The organism is Pseudomonas sp. GL93 (genome assembly GCF_003408955.1).
Taxonomy (GTDB): domain Bacteria; phylum Pseudomonadota; class Gammaproteobacteria; order Pseudomonadales; family Pseudomonadaceae; genus Aquipseudomonas; species Aquipseudomonas paracarnis.
The window spans coordinates 58,780-74,747 of sequence record NZ_NKRF01000005.1 but is presented as its reverse complement, the minus strand read 5'-3'; the positions used below and the strand labels follow the sequence as shown (position 1 = coordinate 74,747).

Sequence of the window (15,968 nt, the reverse complement as noted above, 5' to 3'; positions counted from 1 at the left end):
TCGGTTCATTGCTTCAAGTCGCCCAACGGATCGTAGGGCGGCTTTTTTTTCGCTGTCTCGTCGTCCTTTTTGTCCAACGGCGCAATAGCCGGGCCGATGGGATCGACCTGTGGGTCGGCTACATCCGGCGAGTCCGGGTCGAAGCCAAGTTCATCCTTGCCACTGGCGTGTTCGTTGGAAGAGGGACCATCGGTAGATTTGTTCATCATATTCTCCTGCTAAAGCGGACGGGCTCTGTCGTGGAGGTTTTCCAGGTCTTCTTCGACGTGCTGCACATCATCGTCCGGGCCCCGCTCTTTCGGGTCATTGGGGCGCAACGCATCGTTGTCGCGCTCCTCTTCACCGGGGGTGCGGTGCGGGTCGGGTGTACCAGGCGGTGGCTGCTTGTAGTCGGGCATGATGGCTGACCTCATGGGGGGTTCACCGTTTTAGAGAAACCGCCCTGCGCCATCGTTCAACTTCATTGCGCCAAGCGTGAGAAGATGACCGCCCTTTTTGGAGACCTGCCCCGGATGTTCGAGCTCAAACCCTGCGACCCCGCTGCCTATCGCCAACAGACCCGCCGTAGCACGTTGATCGTGGCGGTGCTGTTCCTGGCCTTGGCCATGCTGCTGTCGAGCCTGGCGGTGATGCTGTTCGGTGAGCCTGGCGGTGACAATTTTCGCTTCAATGTCGGCGGCGTATTCGCCGGGGTGTTGATCACGGTCGCACTGGTGCGTGGCCCGTTCTGGAGCCAGCCCTGGTTGGCGCCAGCGGTGTATGGCTGGCAACTCAAGCGCAGCCTGATGAGCGTGACCAATGTCATGCACAAGGTCAGCGAGCGGGTGCAGGCCAACGACCCGGCAGCCATCAAGCTGTTGCGCTTTTATCACCTGGGGCTGACGCAGATGCACGAGCTGGACGCCAACTCCAGCGCCCAGGCGCAACTGGTGGGCGAGATCCAAGCCCACCAGGCAAAGATGCAGGCGCTGGGTATCGATATCGCGCAAACCCGGTTGGACCCGGCCTGGCTGGACAGTCTGAAAAGCGCATAAGTCCGGGCGACGTCTTGGTTTACAAGTAACATACTGAAAAACTAGAAAATTCTTACATCATTTCAAGGCGGTCATTCCCACTCTAGGCACCTCCCTCTCTAAACGAGCCTGAGAACCTTGCCTATGTGCGATCGCCACCCCTCTATAAAAGACCGACGAAACTTCCTGCGGCTGGCTGCCGTCAGTGCAGGCGCAACCCTGCTTGCCGGCGCAATGCCCTCCCTGGCGCACGCAGCCCCGACGCCCGCGAGTCTGCCCAAGCCCACCAACGACCTCAGCCCACAGCTTGCCTTGCAGCGACTGATGGAAGGCAACCAGCGTTACGCCGACGGAGTGACCAAGCGTCACGATTTTATGAGCGAACGCGAAGCGTTGGTGGGCGGGCAAAATCCGTTTGTCGCGGTATTGAGCTGCGCCGATTCGCGGATCGCTCCCGAGTACGCCTTCGACACCGCCCTCGGCGACCTCTTCGCAGTACGCGTGGCGGGCAATTTCGTCACCGATAGCGGGCTCGCCAGCCTCGAATATGCCGTAGCGGTATTGGGCACGCCCGTGATCATGGTATTGGGGCACGACATGTGTGGCGCCGTCGCGGCAGGGGTCAAGGCCGTCAAGGATAACGCCCGGTTCCCCGGCAAGATCCAGGGCTTGGCTGACACCTTCAAACCCTCGGTGAACAAGGTATTGAAAGCGCCCGGCGATCTGCTGGAAAACGCCATTGCACAAAATGTCACCGACACCATGGCGCGACTCATGACTGAATCAAGCCTGCTGGCCGATGCGGTCGCGGCGGGAAAACTGTTGATCGTCGGCGGCGTGTACAAGCTGCACAGCGGCAAGGTGAAAGTGCTCGGTTAAGCTTTCTGTAGGAGCGAGCTTGCTCGCGAAAAACGCGAAGGCGCCGCGTTGATTCAGGCGGCGCGCGTTATCGTTGACGTTTTTCGCGGGCACGCTCGCTCCTACATAGAGTTAATGATCGTTTAAAGCAAGCGGCGCTTCAAAAACCAAGCCCAGGTCCAGGCGCCCGTCCTTCAGCGGCGGGCACCAGTAATAGCCTCCCGTCAACGGCGTGCTGATGCGATACAGGCCATCGACAATCCCATCTTCCAACCCACTCATGCGTCGCAACTGCGCTTCGAACGCATCGAAAGAATGACCAAATGCGAGAAACATCAGCCCCGCCTGGCCATTTTCGGCCCAGGGCATGGAACGGCGCACTACGAAGGCTTCCGGCGTGAAGCTTTCCTGGGCAGTGCGCTTGGTATGGGCCGACTCGGGGGCGTCGTCGAGTTCTTCGTTATCGCCATGGCGGCGGCCAATGATGTGGTCACGCTCCTGGGCAGGCAACGCGGCGAAACCGTCAAGGTCGTGCTGCCATTGCTGGATAGCAGCGAAGCTGGCGCCGCTGTCGGTCAGCGCGGCTTCCACGGCGGCATCGTCGTGGGGGTTTTCGGTGCCGTCTTCATAGTCGGTCAGGTCAAAGCCGGTCTTGTAGCGGAAACCTTCAGTCGATTGCACCAGACGAAACGCCGGAGCCAGCGCTTTTTCGACGGACCGGCTGCGCAGCAACAACTCACCGCGATCCACCCCATGCAACCATACCCACAGCGCCTGTTGAGTCGACGGGTTGTGAGCGCCAGGGCCGCTGACGGCCGGGAATGAGCGCAGCCCTGGGATCTGGGCACCCAGCGCCTTGACCAGCGGCTCACCGAACCCCACCACGGCCGCCGCATCGGTCAACTGCACCAGCGCGTCCAGCGCAGCGGGCACGGCTTGCAACGAATCGAGGGCGAAAAACAGATGGCGGGCCTGCAAAGGCACCGGTGCGGCAAGAATGCCCGGCTGGTACTGACTCATGTGAACTCCTTCTGAAAAGCCGCGCAGTTTACCCGGCGTACACCGCACTGCGAACAAGAATGCGCGCAAGCCTTGCGTTAGAGCCGCGTGTTGGGTGACTCTCTAGTCATGTTTTGCAACTATTCCAGGGGTAGCGACATGACCACCAGCAACCTGCTCGCCCAGCTGTTTCCCACCTCCACCGCGCAAATTCCTGAACAGTTCCGCCTGGCGGCGCCCATTGAGCAACGTGAATACCTGGTCGATGGCCAGTTGCAGCTGTGGAACGGCCCGCTCGCCCGCGTGCAAAGCCCGGTGCAACTGAGTGATGAGCGCGTGCACATCGGCAGCACGCCGTTGCTGGATGCCGAGACCGCCCTCACCGCCCTGGATGCGGCCGTGCGCGCCTACGACCGTGGCCAGGGTGCATGGCCGACGATGCGGGTGGTCGAGCGGATCCAGCACGTTGAGGCGTTTTTGCGGCGCATGCGCGAACAGCGCGATGCGGTGGTCAAGCTGCTGATGTGGGAGATCGGCAAGAACCTCAAAGACTCGCAGAAAGAATTCGACCGCACCTGCGACTACATCACCGACACCATCAATGCCCTCAAGGAACTCGACCGCCGCAGCAGCCGCTTTGAACTGGAGCAGGATACCCTCGGCCAGATCCGCCGCGTCCCCCTGGGCGTGGCGTTGTGCATGGGGCCTTACAACTACCCGCTGAACGAGACTTTCACCACGCTGATCCCGGCCTTGATCATGGGCAATACCGTGGTGTTCAAGCCGGCCAAGCTGGGTGTGCTGTTGATTCGCCCCTTGCTGGAAGCCTTCCGCGACAGCTTCCCGGCCGGGGTGATCAACGTGATCTACGGCAGCGGCCGCGAGACCGTGAGCGCGCTCATGGCCAGCGGCAAGATCGATATCTTTGCGTTTATCGGCACCAACAAGGCCGCCAGTGATTTGAAAAAACTGCACCCCAAGCCGCACCGTTTGCGCGCTGCGCTGGGCCTGGATGCGAAAAACCCTGGCATCGTGCTGCCCGAAGTGGAGCTGGACAACGCAGTGAGTGAAGCCGTCACCGGTTCGCTGTCGTTCAACGGCCAGCGTTGCACGGCGTTGAAGATCCTGTTCGTGCATGAAGATGTCGTCGATAGCTTTATCGAGAAATTCAACGCCAAACTCGCGACGCTCAAGCCAGGCATGCCCTGGGAAGACGGCGTGGCGCTGACGCCGCTGCCGGAAGTGGGCAAGGTGGATTACCTCAACGAGCTGGTGGCCGACGCCGCACGGCATGGTGCCAAGGTGATGAATGCCGAGGGCGGCAGCAGCCGTGGTTCGTTCTTCTACCCGGCGGTGCTGTATCCGGTGAACCCGCAGATGCGCGTCTACCACGAAGAGCAATTCGGCCCGGTGGTGCCGATCGTGCCCTACCGCGACCTGGAAACCGTGATCGACTACGTGCTGGACTCGGATTTCGGCCAGCAATTGAGCATTTTCGGTACCAACCCCGTGGAAGTCGGACGCCTGGTGGACACCTTCGCTAACCAGGTGGGCCGCATCAATATCAACGCCCAATGCCAGCGTGGGCCGGACACCTTCCCGTTCAACGGGCGCAAGAACTCGGCCGAGGGCACGTTGTCGGTGCATGACGCCTTGCGCGTGTTCTCGATCCGTACCTTGGTGGCGACCAAGTTCCAGGAGAGTAACAAGGCGTTGGTCAGCGATATTTTGCGCAATCGCGATTCGAGTTTCCTGACTACCGACTACATCTTCTGAAACCAACCGTGTGGGAGCTGGCTTGCCTGCGATGCCGACACCTCGGTCTTTCAGTCAGGTCGCGGTGATGCTATCGCAGGCAAGCCAGCTCCCACATTGGATCGAGCACATTCATACATTTGAGGCCACTTTAAGACTGATGAACCTGCCCTTCTTTGCCCGGCGCCTGCTGCGCCCCTTGCTCGACCCTTACCGCCGCTTTCGCCATGCCAAGCTGATCCACGCCGCGCGCGTATCGGTGGGTTTGCTGGCAACCATCCTGCTGACCACCGGCCTCAACCTGCCCCACGGCGAATGGGCGTCGGTGACCATGCTGATCGTCATCGGCGGGTTGCAGCACCATGGCAATATCGGCAAGAAAGCCGTCGAGCGCGCCTACGGCACCTTGATCGGCGCCAGCGTCGGCTTGCTGCTGGTGGTGCAACAGGCGTACTTCGGCCTGCCGTTGCTCACCTACCTGCTGATGTCGGTGGTGTGCGGGTTCTTTTCCTATCACGCCATCGGCAAGGGCGGCTATATCGCGCTGCTGTCGGCGATCACGGTATTTATCGTCGCCGGCCACGGCGACAACCCGATCTCCGATGGCCTGTGGCGCACCGTCGATATCCTGATCGGCATTGTGCTGGCCCTGGCGTTTTCCTTTGCCTTGCCGTTGTACGCCGTGTATTCGTGGCGCTACAACCTGGCCAGCGCCCTGCGTGACTGCGCGCAGATTTATAGCCGGATCATCAATGGCCAATCGGTCACCGACGATGAACACCTCAAGCTGCTCAACCGCTTGAACGGGGCGATGGTGCAACTGCGTTCGTTGATGCCGTCGGTGTCCAAGGAAGTGCGGATTTCCATGACTGAACTGGATGCGATCCAGCGGCACCTGCGCCTGTGCATCAGCACTCTTGAGATTCTGGGCAATACCCGGCCGGACCCGCGCGACGAGCAGGCCACGGCGCGGATGCGGGTGATGTTGAAGGCCGAGCATCGGCAGATTCGGGTGCAGTTGGTGGGGATGGCGCGGGCGTTGAAGTCGGGGGTGACGGAGCGGTTGGAGCGCCCAGGCAATGTCGCGCCGAATGCCGTACTGCTGGAGGGCCAAGTGCACAATGGCTTGGACGGCTATCGACTATTGACGCTGCAACTGACCGCCACTGTGGACGGAATGCGCGAGCAGCTTTTGAAAAGCTCATTACATTGGAAAATTTAGTTGTACCCAAGAGAAGCAGGTCCTAAAACCCCATGAACCTGCTTCACGTTTTTCTACAAAACGCTGCTATTCAAGGTTGCAAGCACCAAGCCCATCCAACCGCCTGCTTTCGATTACACCAAACGACTTCTGGGTCGATGGAGTCCCAGAGTACTCCGGTAAAGGCGTCGCACTGAGGCTCCGTACATACCCAATACCAAGAGTCATAAGGCACCGGCAGTGGCCAACCATAAGCGTTGCCCATGAAGCGTATAGCCTCGCCGGAAAAGCCGACAGCACCTGGCAGGGACTTTCGCCAATTGACCGCACCGCCCCAGTCCATTCCGCGACGGTCTTCACGTACTTGCCATACGTTACTGACGCTGACGGCATAGGACACTTGGTTACCCGCCCTGTCAGTGACAACAATGTTCGTACTGCCGTTACGCATCCCAGACACAAACCCTGTTGATGTGACCGTCGCCACGGACGAGTTCTGGGAGGTGTAGGTATAAGGAGGCCGACCACCTGTTGCCACTCGGGTTTGCGTATTCCCGGCGTACTCGGCTCTCTTTGGCCAACCCGTCACGATATACGCAACTCCATTCAACGTCATCGTGGCTGTATTAATAGACAAGGCTGGATAGGCAGCAGTGTATGACGTGGTAGGAAATACGACAGCACGCGCTTTATTCGTATTACCGCCAAACTCCACTTCACAGGTTATCGTTATCTGCCTGTTGTTGGGTAATGCCTCCAGCCAACTGCGTAATACGGCTTTGTTCGCGAGGCCATTGGCAGCCTCTGTTGAGGTGATCAACGCGCCGTTAGCCGTGAGTACATGAAGCGGTGCCACTCCCGAACTGCTGCAGGTGAGCCACACACGATTTGGCACTGAGCTCAAAGGCCACTTGACGACTGATGCCAAGGCACTGCCTGTGAAGCTGTTCAAGTTCAGAACGCCACCGGGTGCAATATTATTGATCCGTGGTTGCGGCAAACTGACAGCAGGAATGGTATTGACCTTTACCGTCTGCACTTCTGACGGAATCGGGTCCGCCACACCCGGGCGCTTCACCGAATACTTCAAGCACACCGTACTGTTCACACTGCGGTGCAAGACCTTGGCCGAGGTCAGGTTGAATACCACCGTGCCTCCATCCAGCCCATTCTGGCTGGTTGAATAAAAGGTGCCGTCGGCAAAAAACCAGCAAATCGTGATGAAATCTTGGCCACTCATACCGGTGTAGCGAACAGTGAGCGTCGTATTGTGCTCAATCGGCAGCGGGTCCACCGTCACGTTCGGCCCGGTGTCGGTGGTGCCATTGATGAACGGGTGGGGCAATACGCCCGGCAGTGCCTGGATGGTGTAATGGCGAACACCGAACAGCACGGCGGTGTTCTTGTCCGGGTGTTCCGCCAGGCTGACCCAGAACTTGATCGTCAAATCCACGCCGTCCTCCAGCAGCTTGATCTTGTCAACGGGGGTGGGCGGGTTGATCCCATTGCGCACACCGTCGGGCGTTACTTCATTGGCGGTGTAGGTGTCTTCGATGACATCGCCTTCGCTTTCAAACGTCATCCACATTAATTGATCAGCATCGATGAAGCTCCACACCGGGATGTAGGTCCGCGCGGTGGGGCTCAGTTGTGACAAGTCCAGAATCGGCCCGCTGATGCCTTCGATAGTCGGCGTCGGCAGCCCGGTCAGCGGTAGCAGCCGCAGGGGGACTATCAGGGATTCATAAAGGAACGTGCCCCGATGGAAGTGATATTGCACATTGATAGTATTGCCGCCCTCACGGATCCCGCAGGCGATGGTGCGAGCATCGACCCACACGCTGACTTCATGGGTAGTGGAATTGCCATCGACATTATCTGCGAAGCTGCCGTGATGATCAGCAGTGATCCAACTCACGGTATAACGGTCAATGTCCAGCATCGGCCGAACTTTCACGATCACCCGTGTGCCATGCACTGCCGCCAACGGGTTGAGTTCATCGGGAGAGATCGAGGCGCCCTCGATGATCGGCCGGTCCAACTCCACACTTTTGCCCACGGTGAGCATCAGTACTTCTGAACGCAGCACTACTTTCGGCGGGCCAGCGCGCTCCAGGCTGTAGGAAATGCGCAGGCTACCGTTAAGGTTTTTATCGAGAATGTCGCGGGTGACTGGATAGTTTAGCTCCTTGCCAGCGGTTGCCGAGTTGATAGTGAGGGTGCCCCTGGCGGAGCCGCCAAGGCCCGAGCCAATGCAAGACCAGTGGATCTGGTCGAGGTCCTGAGTGCCCAGGTAAGTAAAGGTGACCAGCACATCACTGCCAGGCACGTCAGTCGGGTCCACGTTGTTTCCAATAGTGCCCTGCAAGCGCGGCGCCGGCATGTCTGCAATGCGCTCACCGACTTGCGCCCCGAGCATCGCCGATTGACGAATCGCCAATGCGCCGCCTCCCAAAATATGGGCGGCGCCATCATTGGTGGTGTAATAAATGTGGATTTCACCCCGCCCATTGAATTGCTCCAATTCGGCTGCGGTGACCGTGTAGGTGCCGCCTTGAGAACCGGCCAACTGCTCTCGGCTAAATATAATCGCGCTACCGCCACCCGGCGGTACATGGGTGATGTACAGCGTTTCCAGCCAGCCGGGGCTGTGCGGCTCGTAGGCAGGTATGGTAACGGTGATGTCCTCACCTGCCGGAATCAACCCCAGTTCGATAGGACTGACGCTGGGCGCGGACATTGAAACCTTGGTGCCAACCACGGTAATCGTGAGGCTGCCGGACTCGCGCGGTAGCGGCGCATCGGTTTGCCAGAAAAATGACACCCGAAGTGAGCCCCCCACCAACTGCGCAATGATGTCGTTATCAATAGGAATATAGGTAAACCCTCGGTTCAAATCAGGCACAGGTCCCAACAGGATAGTCTCGCTGGTGCCGTCGTCTCGCGTGCAAAGCAAGGAAACGGTGATCTCATACCTGGGGTTAGGCGCTGGAAACTGCCGGTCTGTCAGGACGACGAGTTCGAAGGTCGAGCCGCTCTGGGTGTCGAAGTCGATCTGTCGGGATTCAAGCTCTTGGTCATCCACCAGAAAAATCGGCGCGTCCAACAGGTTGGGGTCCAGTTCTGCGTTGAGGAAATAGGGTTTGGAATACTGATATTTTTCGCCGGAGAAGTTCTCCACCACATCCCGCACCCGAAAACGCAGGGTCAATGTGCCCCGTTGTCCGCCCTGCGCAATGATCGACTTATCTACAAATACACGGATCGGCCCCGCTCCGCCCGCTTCATCGGAAGTGACGGTATGCAGTACAAAAATGCCATCCCAGGACATTTCGATCACATCGTTCTTGCGGGGGTTTTCGTACATTTCAATCAGGCAATACACGCCGAGGCCAACGTGCTCCAGGCGAAGGGTCGCTCCTTCGGGGAACCCTTCGACTTCCATGACCAACCCGGTATGCCAAGGGCTGCCAGGGTCGGTATCGGTGCCACCCGGTCGGGTGGTCTTGATCAGAATAATCTGCTGGGGTGAGGTGCTTTCGGTCCCGCTGCCTGCCCGCAGTACTCGACCATAGGTCACCACCTCACCCTCCGGCATACGCTCCTCGGGAATCGCCAGGTTCTGGCGAATCAGAGAGGTATCCTCAACAAGATCGTCAGCGGCCGCATTATTCAGGTCGTCAAAGTAAATGGCGAAGTAGTCATTAGGACTCTGACTGGTCCACCTCTCCAGTGAATAAAGCGCATAAGGGCGCACATGGCGGATGCCCAGACCATAAACCGCAACTTCGCCGGGCACATGCCGAAGAGGTATAGCGGGATATGCGGAATAAGGATGGTCCAGGTCTTCCACGCGCTGTGGGCCGGCGACAATAGACTCTCTCTGGTGGGGCAGACAGGCGACCGGGAACGAAGCGTCGTCGGTGATAGACGGGTCGCGAGCACTGCCGGGATCAAGAGGATAGTCAGACATAAGAACACTCCTGGTAGGAGGACACGTACGCGGAGTGGTGCGTGTCGGCCAGGAAATCAAATCGCTACGAGTCAGGGGTGTCTAGCTGTGAGAATTGACAGTGGCGACGAGTGGCGGTGAATCACTCAAAAGTGCCGTTAATACAATGTCCGTACATTCACACTTCTTCTTACATATTTTTCACGATTTATTCACAAGCCGGAACGTAGTGTGAAGCCTCATCCGTTACAAACGTTGCATATCAAGCCCGCCGCCCCAGCGGGCTTTTTTTTGCCTGCTTTTTGGCGCTGGAAAACGCCCCACTTTTGTAGGAGCGAGCTTGCTCGCGAAGAACGTAATGACGGCGCGGTTAACCAGAATGCCCGCGTTATCGTTGACGTTTTTCGCGAGCAAGCTCGCTCCTACAGGGGTTTGGGGATTTTCTTCAGCGTGTGGCTTGTTCGCGAATGGCGCGCTGGGTATCCAGCACCTTCGCCAACGCCGTTTCAGCCTCTGCACTCTGCTGCGGCACTCGGATCGCTGCCGACACCAAAGTAATCAGCTTGGCCATCACCTCGGCATCCGTGGCCGGGCGGCCCAGGCTCATGGAGTTCATCAGCAGGCGCAGCTCGGTGCCGGCCATGACTCCGGAAATGGCCTTGAGGGCAAATTGCAGGCGCACCCCCAGCTCATTACGCGCCAAATCCGGCAAGGCCAGGGCGAAGGCCTCGAAGAAACGCTGGAACACCGGCTGGTAATGCACCTTGAGGTATTCCTGAATGAACGGCGACGTGTCGCTGTAGACCCGGCCCAGGAAGCGGATGAACGAGCGCCCTTCCCCGCTGGCCGGGTCGCTGCGCTCCAGGCCCATGGCCGGGGCAAACAGCACGCCCAGCAGCGTGTCGCAGTCCAGTGGGCCATCGGATTCGGCTTCACAGCGCGCCAACAGTTCCAGGCGCTGCTCGTTGAGCGGCTCCAGGCGCTGCATCAGCAGGGTTTTCATCAGGGAGTCCTTGTCCCCGAAGTGGTAGTTCACCGCCGCCAGATTGACCTGGGCGCGTTCGGTTATCTGCCGTAGCAACACAGCGTCGTAGCCGTATTTGATGAAAAGAGCCTCTGTCGCATCCAGCAGTCGAGTCTTGGTAACGTTTGGAGCGCTGAGTTTCTTCGCGACCATATGGGTTCCACGGCGGAAATATTGTTTTAAAAAATAATTTGATTTTTTATACCGGGGCGGCCCGTCGAAAGCAAGTAGTGACACTCCGCCATATCTTGCAAAGCCTGTATAACCGGGCTTTTGAGACGAGGCATGGGATTTTTTGTGAGCCACACACACGTGACGGCGAAATCGTTTCGAAGGGTAAAACCGCTCTACCCCGATGGCTGGCGAAGCGCCAGGAAGGCAGTTACTATTCAAACAATATTTTAAAAACAAGAAATAAAACCAGTCCGTGACGCGTACAGGCAGCTTCCGAACTTGTTACAAGGGTTTTCCGGGAGCAAGGCGGTACCGTCGAGACTGCAGGCGTAGTCATGATGACACAGACCCCCGCGCACACAGGTTTGATTTCCCTGCAAGGCATCGGCAAGCGCTATCAGCTCGCCGGGCAAGAGTTGAGCATTCTCAATGATGTGTGCCTGTCCATCGCCAGCGGGGACAGCTGCGGCATCCTCGGTGCCTCCGGCTCCGGCAAAAGCACCCTGCTCAACATCCTCGGCCTGCTGGACCTGCCCAACTGCGGCCAATACCACTTTGCCGGCCACGATATTTTCAACGCCACACCCGATGAGCTGGCGGCGATCCGCAACCAGCAGATCGGCTTCGTATTCCAGAGCTTCAACCTGCTGCCCCGCCTCAGCGCCCTGGACAATGTCGCACTGCCCTTGAGTTATCGCGGCGTGTCGCGGCATGAATCGGTGGAACAGGCCCAGCGCATGCTCGCACAAGTCGGCCTCGCCGACCGCGCCCACCACCGCCCCGCCGACCTCTCCGGCGGCCAGCGCCAACGTGTGGCCATTGCTCGCGCCCTGGTAGGCAACCCCTCGGTGATTTTGGCCGACGAACCCACCGGCAACCTCGACAGCACCACCGCCCAAGAGATCATGGACCTGCTGTTGAACCTCAACCGCGAACAACAGGTGACGCTGATCATCGTCACCCACGACCCCCACATTGCCGAGCGCCTGGAGCGCAAGATCCTGGTGCACAACGGCGTGGTGCATGAGGCCGGGCGCCCATGAGCCTGCGGGTCGAGCAGAGCCTCAGCCAACTGCTGCATGAAGCGTTTATCAGCCTGCGTACCTTGGGCAAGCGCTCGATCCTGGCGCTCCTGGGGATCGTCATCGGCAGTTCCTCGGTGGTGGCGCTGATCAATATCGGCCACAACGCGGCGGTGGATGCGGCGATGATTTTCAAGGACATGGGTACCGACACCCTCATCGCCCAGTTCCCACCCAAGGGCAGCAGCAACGTGCCGATGCGCACTCAGCTCGACCTCGACGCGGTGCGCCAGGCAGTGCCAGGCATTGCCCATATCGGCGCGCTCAGCCTATTCAGCGGGCCCATCGTGTTTCATGGGCGCACCACCAATGCCAGCTTTGTCGGCAGTACTGCCGGTATCCAGGACGCCATGCGCCTGGCGCTGCGTGAGGGGCGCTTCCTGTCACCCTTCGATGCCAACGAAACCTACGGGGTGATCGGCGACCAACTCGCCCAGGCCCTTGGCGCGCCAGGTGACCCGCTGCAACTGGGCGACCGTGTGCGTATCAACGATTACCTGTTTCTGGTGGTGGGCATCCTGCACAACCAACCCCGGGCCATGCTGATGCCGGTGCAGGCCAACGAATCGTTGTTCATTCCCGCCGAGGGCATGCGCCGCATCTACGCCAACCCGCAGATCAACAACCTGATCATCCGCGCAGCGCCGGGACAGGACATGGAACGTATCGCCAGGGATGCGGCCGCCGCGCTGCAACCCCAGCTCACCGACCATAGCGTCGACATCACGGTGCCCCAGCAAATGATCGATGGCATGACCCGCCAAAGCCGCACCTTCGCCTATCTGCTGCTGGCCCTCGGCGCGATCTCGCTGGTGGGCGGCGGTGTCGGGGTGATGAACGTGATGCTGATGAACGTCTCGGAACGCCGCCGTGAGATCGGCATCCGCATGGCCTTGGGCGCACGCCAGCGGGACATCCGTAATCTGTTTTTGCTCGAAGCGGTCACCCTCACCGCCGTGGGGGCACTGTGCGGCGCAGTCCTGGGCATGACTGCCGCCTGGATGTATGCGTGGCTGTCGGGCTGGGCGTTTTCCCTGGCGGTGGCCGCGCTGCCCCTGGGCGTGGGCAGCACGTTGCTGGTGGGGTTGTTCTTTGGCATTTACCCGGCGGTGTCGGCTTCACGGTTGCAACCGGTTGAGGCCCTGCGCGATGAATAAGTACCTGTTAGTGCTCATGCTGACCAGCCTGCCGGGCATGGCCGCCGACGTGGTGATCACCCCTCAGGCACCCAGCACCACCCGCAGCGGCTACGAGCGTGGCGTCTCGCTGAACGCCCAGGTCACCACCATGACCCTGGGGGACGCGGTGTACCTGGGCCTGCGTAATAACCCGGCGATTCGTAGCGCCTACCTGCAACGGGTGGCGCAGAAGTTCGACCTGCGCGTGGCCGAAGACGTGTTCAACCCTAAGCTCACCCTCAACAGCTATTACCGCAGCACCCGCGGCTCCCAAGATAATGCGCGCAACGCCAACGTCGCGCCCACCAGCAGCCTGCTCGGCGAATACGGCACGCGCTTGAGCATGGCCTGGACCCAGCAGTTGAACAATGCCAACCGCGCCGGCCGCTACCGCAGCGACGGCCTGGACCTGGCGATCATCCAACCGCTGATGCGCGGGGCCGGTTGGGATGCCACCACCGCACCGCTGCGCCTGTCGCGCCTGGCCGAGCAGGCCAACCGCCTAAACCTCAAGGCCACCGTGGCGCAGACCATCAGCCAGATCATCGCCACCTACCGCGAATTGCTGCGCGCTCAGGAACAGTTGGTGATCGTCCAGGAAGCCCTCAAGCGCTCCACGACCTTGCTAGAGGTGAACAAGGCACTGATCAGCGCCGGGCGCATGGCCGAGTTCGAGATCGTCCAGACCGAAGCCGATATCGCCACCCAGCAATTGGGCGTGGAAGAAGCCCGCAACCAACTCGACACCAGCCGCTTGGCGTTGCTGCGCCTGCTGGCCCTGGACCTGTCGACACCAGTGCGCGCCACCGAGGCCCTGGAAGCCAGCCCCATGGAGATCGACAAGCGCCAGGCCTTCAACCTCGCGCAAAACCAGCAACCGGAATACCTCGCCGCCCTGCTCGGCAGCCAGCAGGCCGACCTCAACCTGGTGATCGCCAAGGATTCGGGGCGCTGGCAGGTGGACTTGGTCGCCGGGGCCAACCAGATACGCGCCGCCACCGACAACGACGACGGCCATAACAATAACCGCACCTGGGACAGTTACGCCGGGGTGCAAGTGCAAATCCCTATTGGCGATATCAGCACGCGCCAGGCCGAAGTGCGTGCGCGGGTGAATGTGGAGGACCAGGAAATCCGCATTACCGACGCCCGCCAGGAACTGGAGCGCAACGTAAACAATGTGGTGCGTGACCTCGGCACCCGCTGGCGCCAATATGAAATCTCCAAGCGCGCCGTGGAGTTGTCACGGCGCAAGATCGAGATCGAGCGGGAAAAGCTCAGCGCCGGGCGCTCCACCAACTTCCAGGTGCTGAGCTTCGAGACCGACCTGCGCAACGCCGAAAATGCCCAGCTCAATGCGCTGATCGCTTATTTGAACGCCCAGACCCAGCTCGATCTGACCCTGGGCATGACGCTGGAAAGTTGGGAAATTGCCCTCAATGACTATTAATAAAAAATCGCTGCTGGCCGTAGCCTTGATCCTGCTGTTGGCCGGCGCGGCCGCCGGCCTGCTCAGTCAACGCAGCGGGGCTGAGCAGGCGGGTACAGGCGAACAGTGGCTGGCCGTAAAGCCCGACCCACTGGTGCACCAAATCGGCCTGGTGGGCAAGATCGAGCCGGACACCACCGTCGTCCTGACGGCACCGTTCGACGGCAATGTGCTGGCCAACCTGGTCGAACAAGGCCAGCGCGTCGAGGCCGGCCAGGTCCTGTTGCGCATGGACCCAGCGACGCTTGAAGTACAACTGCGCGATGCGCTCTCCGCGCAACTCAAGGCCCGGCGCACCGTGCAGGAGATGCAGGACTGGGGCAGCAGCCCCACGGTCAGCCGCGCCCGTCGCAGTTTACGCACCGCTGAAATGACCGCAGCCAACACCCAACGCAAACTCACCGAGAGCGAAAACCTGTTCAAGCGCGGCATCATCCCGCGCAACGAACTGGATGACCTCAAACAGCAAACCCAGCAACAGCAATTGGACTTGGTGGCGGCGCGCAGTGAGCTGCAACAAGCCTTGGACCAAGGCCAGGGCGAATACCGGCAGATCGCCGAGATGGAGCTGACCAATGCCACGGTGAAGTACCAAGCCTTGCAAACACTGCTCGAAGGCAAGGAGGTCAAGGCGCCCTTCTCCGGCATCGTGGTACCCGCACCTGGCAACACCAACACCGCTCAAGGTGGCGGCAATAACAGCGCGCCAGTGCAGGCCGGCAGCAAGGTCAGCCAGGGCCAGGTGCTGTTCGGCCTGGCCAATATCGAACGTTTGAAAATCGTCGCAAAGGTCTCAGAGCTAGATATCAACCAGTTGCGTCAGGGTCAGGCCGTTGAAGTCATGGGCGATGGCTTTGATGGCGAGCGGCTGACCGGTTCAGTCAGTGTGGTCAGCGGCCTGGCCATCGCCAGCGACAGCCAGGGCAGCGCGCAGTTTCCGGTGACCTTGTCGATCCCCACGCTGACGCCCCGGCAGTTACAGCGGGTGCGCCTGGGCATGAGTGCGCGCTTGACGATTGTCACTTATAACAATGACCAGGCGATCGTGATTCCCAGCCAGGCGATCCAGGCGGACATGACGGTGGAGTATCGGGCGGCGATGGATAAACCGGTGCAGCGGGTGAAAGTGACCACTGGGCAATCGACGCCGCAGGGGGTTGAGGTGTTTGGGCTGAAATCCGGGTTTGTGAGGGTCGAGGAAGTCAGTCACTGACACTCGATCCCGGGTATGCCTTAACTGTAG

The 15,968-nt window shown here is 59.9% G+C and carries 14 protein-coding genes; 8 read left to right on the top strand and 6 right to left on the bottom strand.

Annotation, left to right across the window (positions count from 1 at the left end):
• Positions 1-5 precede the first annotated feature (5 nt).
• Both CER19_RS02050 and CER19_RS02045 read right to left on the bottom strand, forming a co-directional pair.
• Entirely contained in the window at positions 6-206 is a 201-nt protein-coding gene (locus CER19_RS02050; protein WP_116665216.1) for a DUF6021 family protein, read from the bottom strand.
• Positions 207-218: 12 nt separating this feature from the next.
• Positions 219-398, bottom strand: a complete 180-nt coding sequence (locus CER19_RS02045; RefSeq protein ID WP_116665215.1) for a hypothetical protein — start codon at positions 396-398, stop codon at positions 219-221.
• A 114-nt stretch (positions 399-512) separates the two neighbouring features.
• Here CER19_RS02045 and CER19_RS02040 point away from each other — a divergent pair, with 114 nt between their 5' ends.
• Positions 513-1,034 carry a DUF3087 family protein gene (locus tag CER19_RS02040; RefSeq protein WP_116665214.1) on the top strand — a complete coding sequence of 174 codons (522 nt, stop codon included), beginning with the start codon at positions 513-515 and terminating at the stop codon, positions 1,032-1,034.
• Positions 1,035-1,157: 123 nt separating this feature from the next.
• Positions 1,158-1,892 (top strand): carbonic anhydrase, encoded by a 735-nt coding sequence (locus tag CER19_RS02035; protein WP_116665213.1) that lies wholly within the window; start codon positions 1,158-1,160, stop codon positions 1,890-1,892.
• Between the two features lie 111 nt (positions 1,893-2,003).
• On the opposite strand, the gene CER19_RS02030 is transcribed toward CER19_RS02035, so the two are convergent.
• Entirely contained in the window at positions 2,004-2,891 is an 888-nt protein-coding gene (locus CER19_RS02030; RefSeq protein WP_116665212.1) for a Dyp-type peroxidase, read from the bottom strand.
• 138 nt (positions 2,892-3,029) lie between these two features.
• Here CER19_RS02030 and CER19_RS02025 point away from each other — a divergent pair, with 138 nt between their 5' ends.
• Both CER19_RS02025 and CER19_RS02020 read left to right on the top strand, forming a co-directional pair.
• Complete coding sequence (locus tag CER19_RS02025; RefSeq protein WP_116665211.1) at positions 3,030-4,646, top strand: NADP-dependent glyceraldehyde-3-phosphate dehydrogenase; 1,617 nt, start codon at positions 3,030-3,032, stop codon at positions 4,644-4,646.
• Positions 4,647-4,785: 139 nt separating this feature from the next.
• A complete protein-coding gene (locus CER19_RS02020; protein ID WP_116665210.1) occupies positions 4,786-5,847 on the top strand; it encodes an FUSC family protein in 1,062 nt (353 codons plus the stop codon).
• Positions 5,848-5,917: 70 nt separating this feature from the next.
• Here CER19_RS02020 and CER19_RS02015 read toward each other — a convergent pair whose 3' ends face one another.
• From CER19_RS02015 to CER19_RS02010, 3 genes are all read right to left on the bottom strand, one after another.
• Entirely contained in the window at positions 5,918-9,799 is a 3,882-nt protein-coding gene (locus tag CER19_RS02015; RefSeq protein WP_116665209.1) for an Ig-like domain-containing protein, read from the bottom strand.
• Positions 9,800-10,024: 225 nt separating this feature from the next.
• On the bottom strand, positions 10,025-10,192 hold the full coding sequence (locus tag CER19_RS28705; RefSeq protein WP_165861587.1) for a hypothetical protein: 168 nt from the start codon (positions 10,190-10,192) through the stop codon (positions 10,025-10,027).
• A 31-nt stretch (positions 10,193-10,223) separates the two neighbouring features.
• Positions 10,224-10,955: a TetR/AcrR family transcriptional regulator gene (locus CER19_RS02010; protein WP_116665208.1), complete on the bottom strand. Its 732-nt coding sequence runs from the start codon at positions 10,953-10,955 to the stop codon at positions 10,224-10,226.
• 356 nt (positions 10,956-11,311) lie between these two features.
• Between CER19_RS02010 and CER19_RS02005 the strand changes: the two genes are divergently transcribed.
• The 4 genes from CER19_RS02005 to CER19_RS01990 are packed head-to-tail and all read left to right on the top strand — an operon-like array spanning position 11,312 to position 15,938.
• Complete coding sequence (locus CER19_RS02005; protein ID WP_116665207.1) at positions 11,312-12,019, top strand: ABC transporter ATP-binding protein; 708 nt, start codon at positions 11,312-11,314, stop codon at positions 12,017-12,019.
• Positions 12,016-13,215, top strand: coding sequence for an ABC transporter permease (locus CER19_RS02000; RefSeq protein WP_116665206.1), 1,200 nt, complete (start codon positions 12,016-12,018; stop codon positions 13,213-13,215). Before CER19_RS02005 ends, CER19_RS02000 begins: the two co-directional genes overlap by 4 nt.
• Positions 13,208-14,686, top strand: coding sequence for a TolC family protein (locus CER19_RS01995; protein WP_116665205.1), 1,479 nt, complete (start codon positions 13,208-13,210; stop codon positions 14,684-14,686). Before CER19_RS02000 ends, CER19_RS01995 begins: the two co-directional genes overlap by 8 nt.
• On the top strand, positions 14,676-15,938 hold the full coding sequence (locus CER19_RS01990; RefSeq protein WP_116665204.1) for an efflux RND transporter periplasmic adaptor subunit: 1,263 nt from the start codon (positions 14,676-14,678) through the stop codon (positions 15,936-15,938). Before CER19_RS01995 ends, CER19_RS01990 begins: the two co-directional genes overlap by 11 nt.
• The last annotated feature ends 30 nt before the right edge of the window (positions 15,939-15,968 follow it).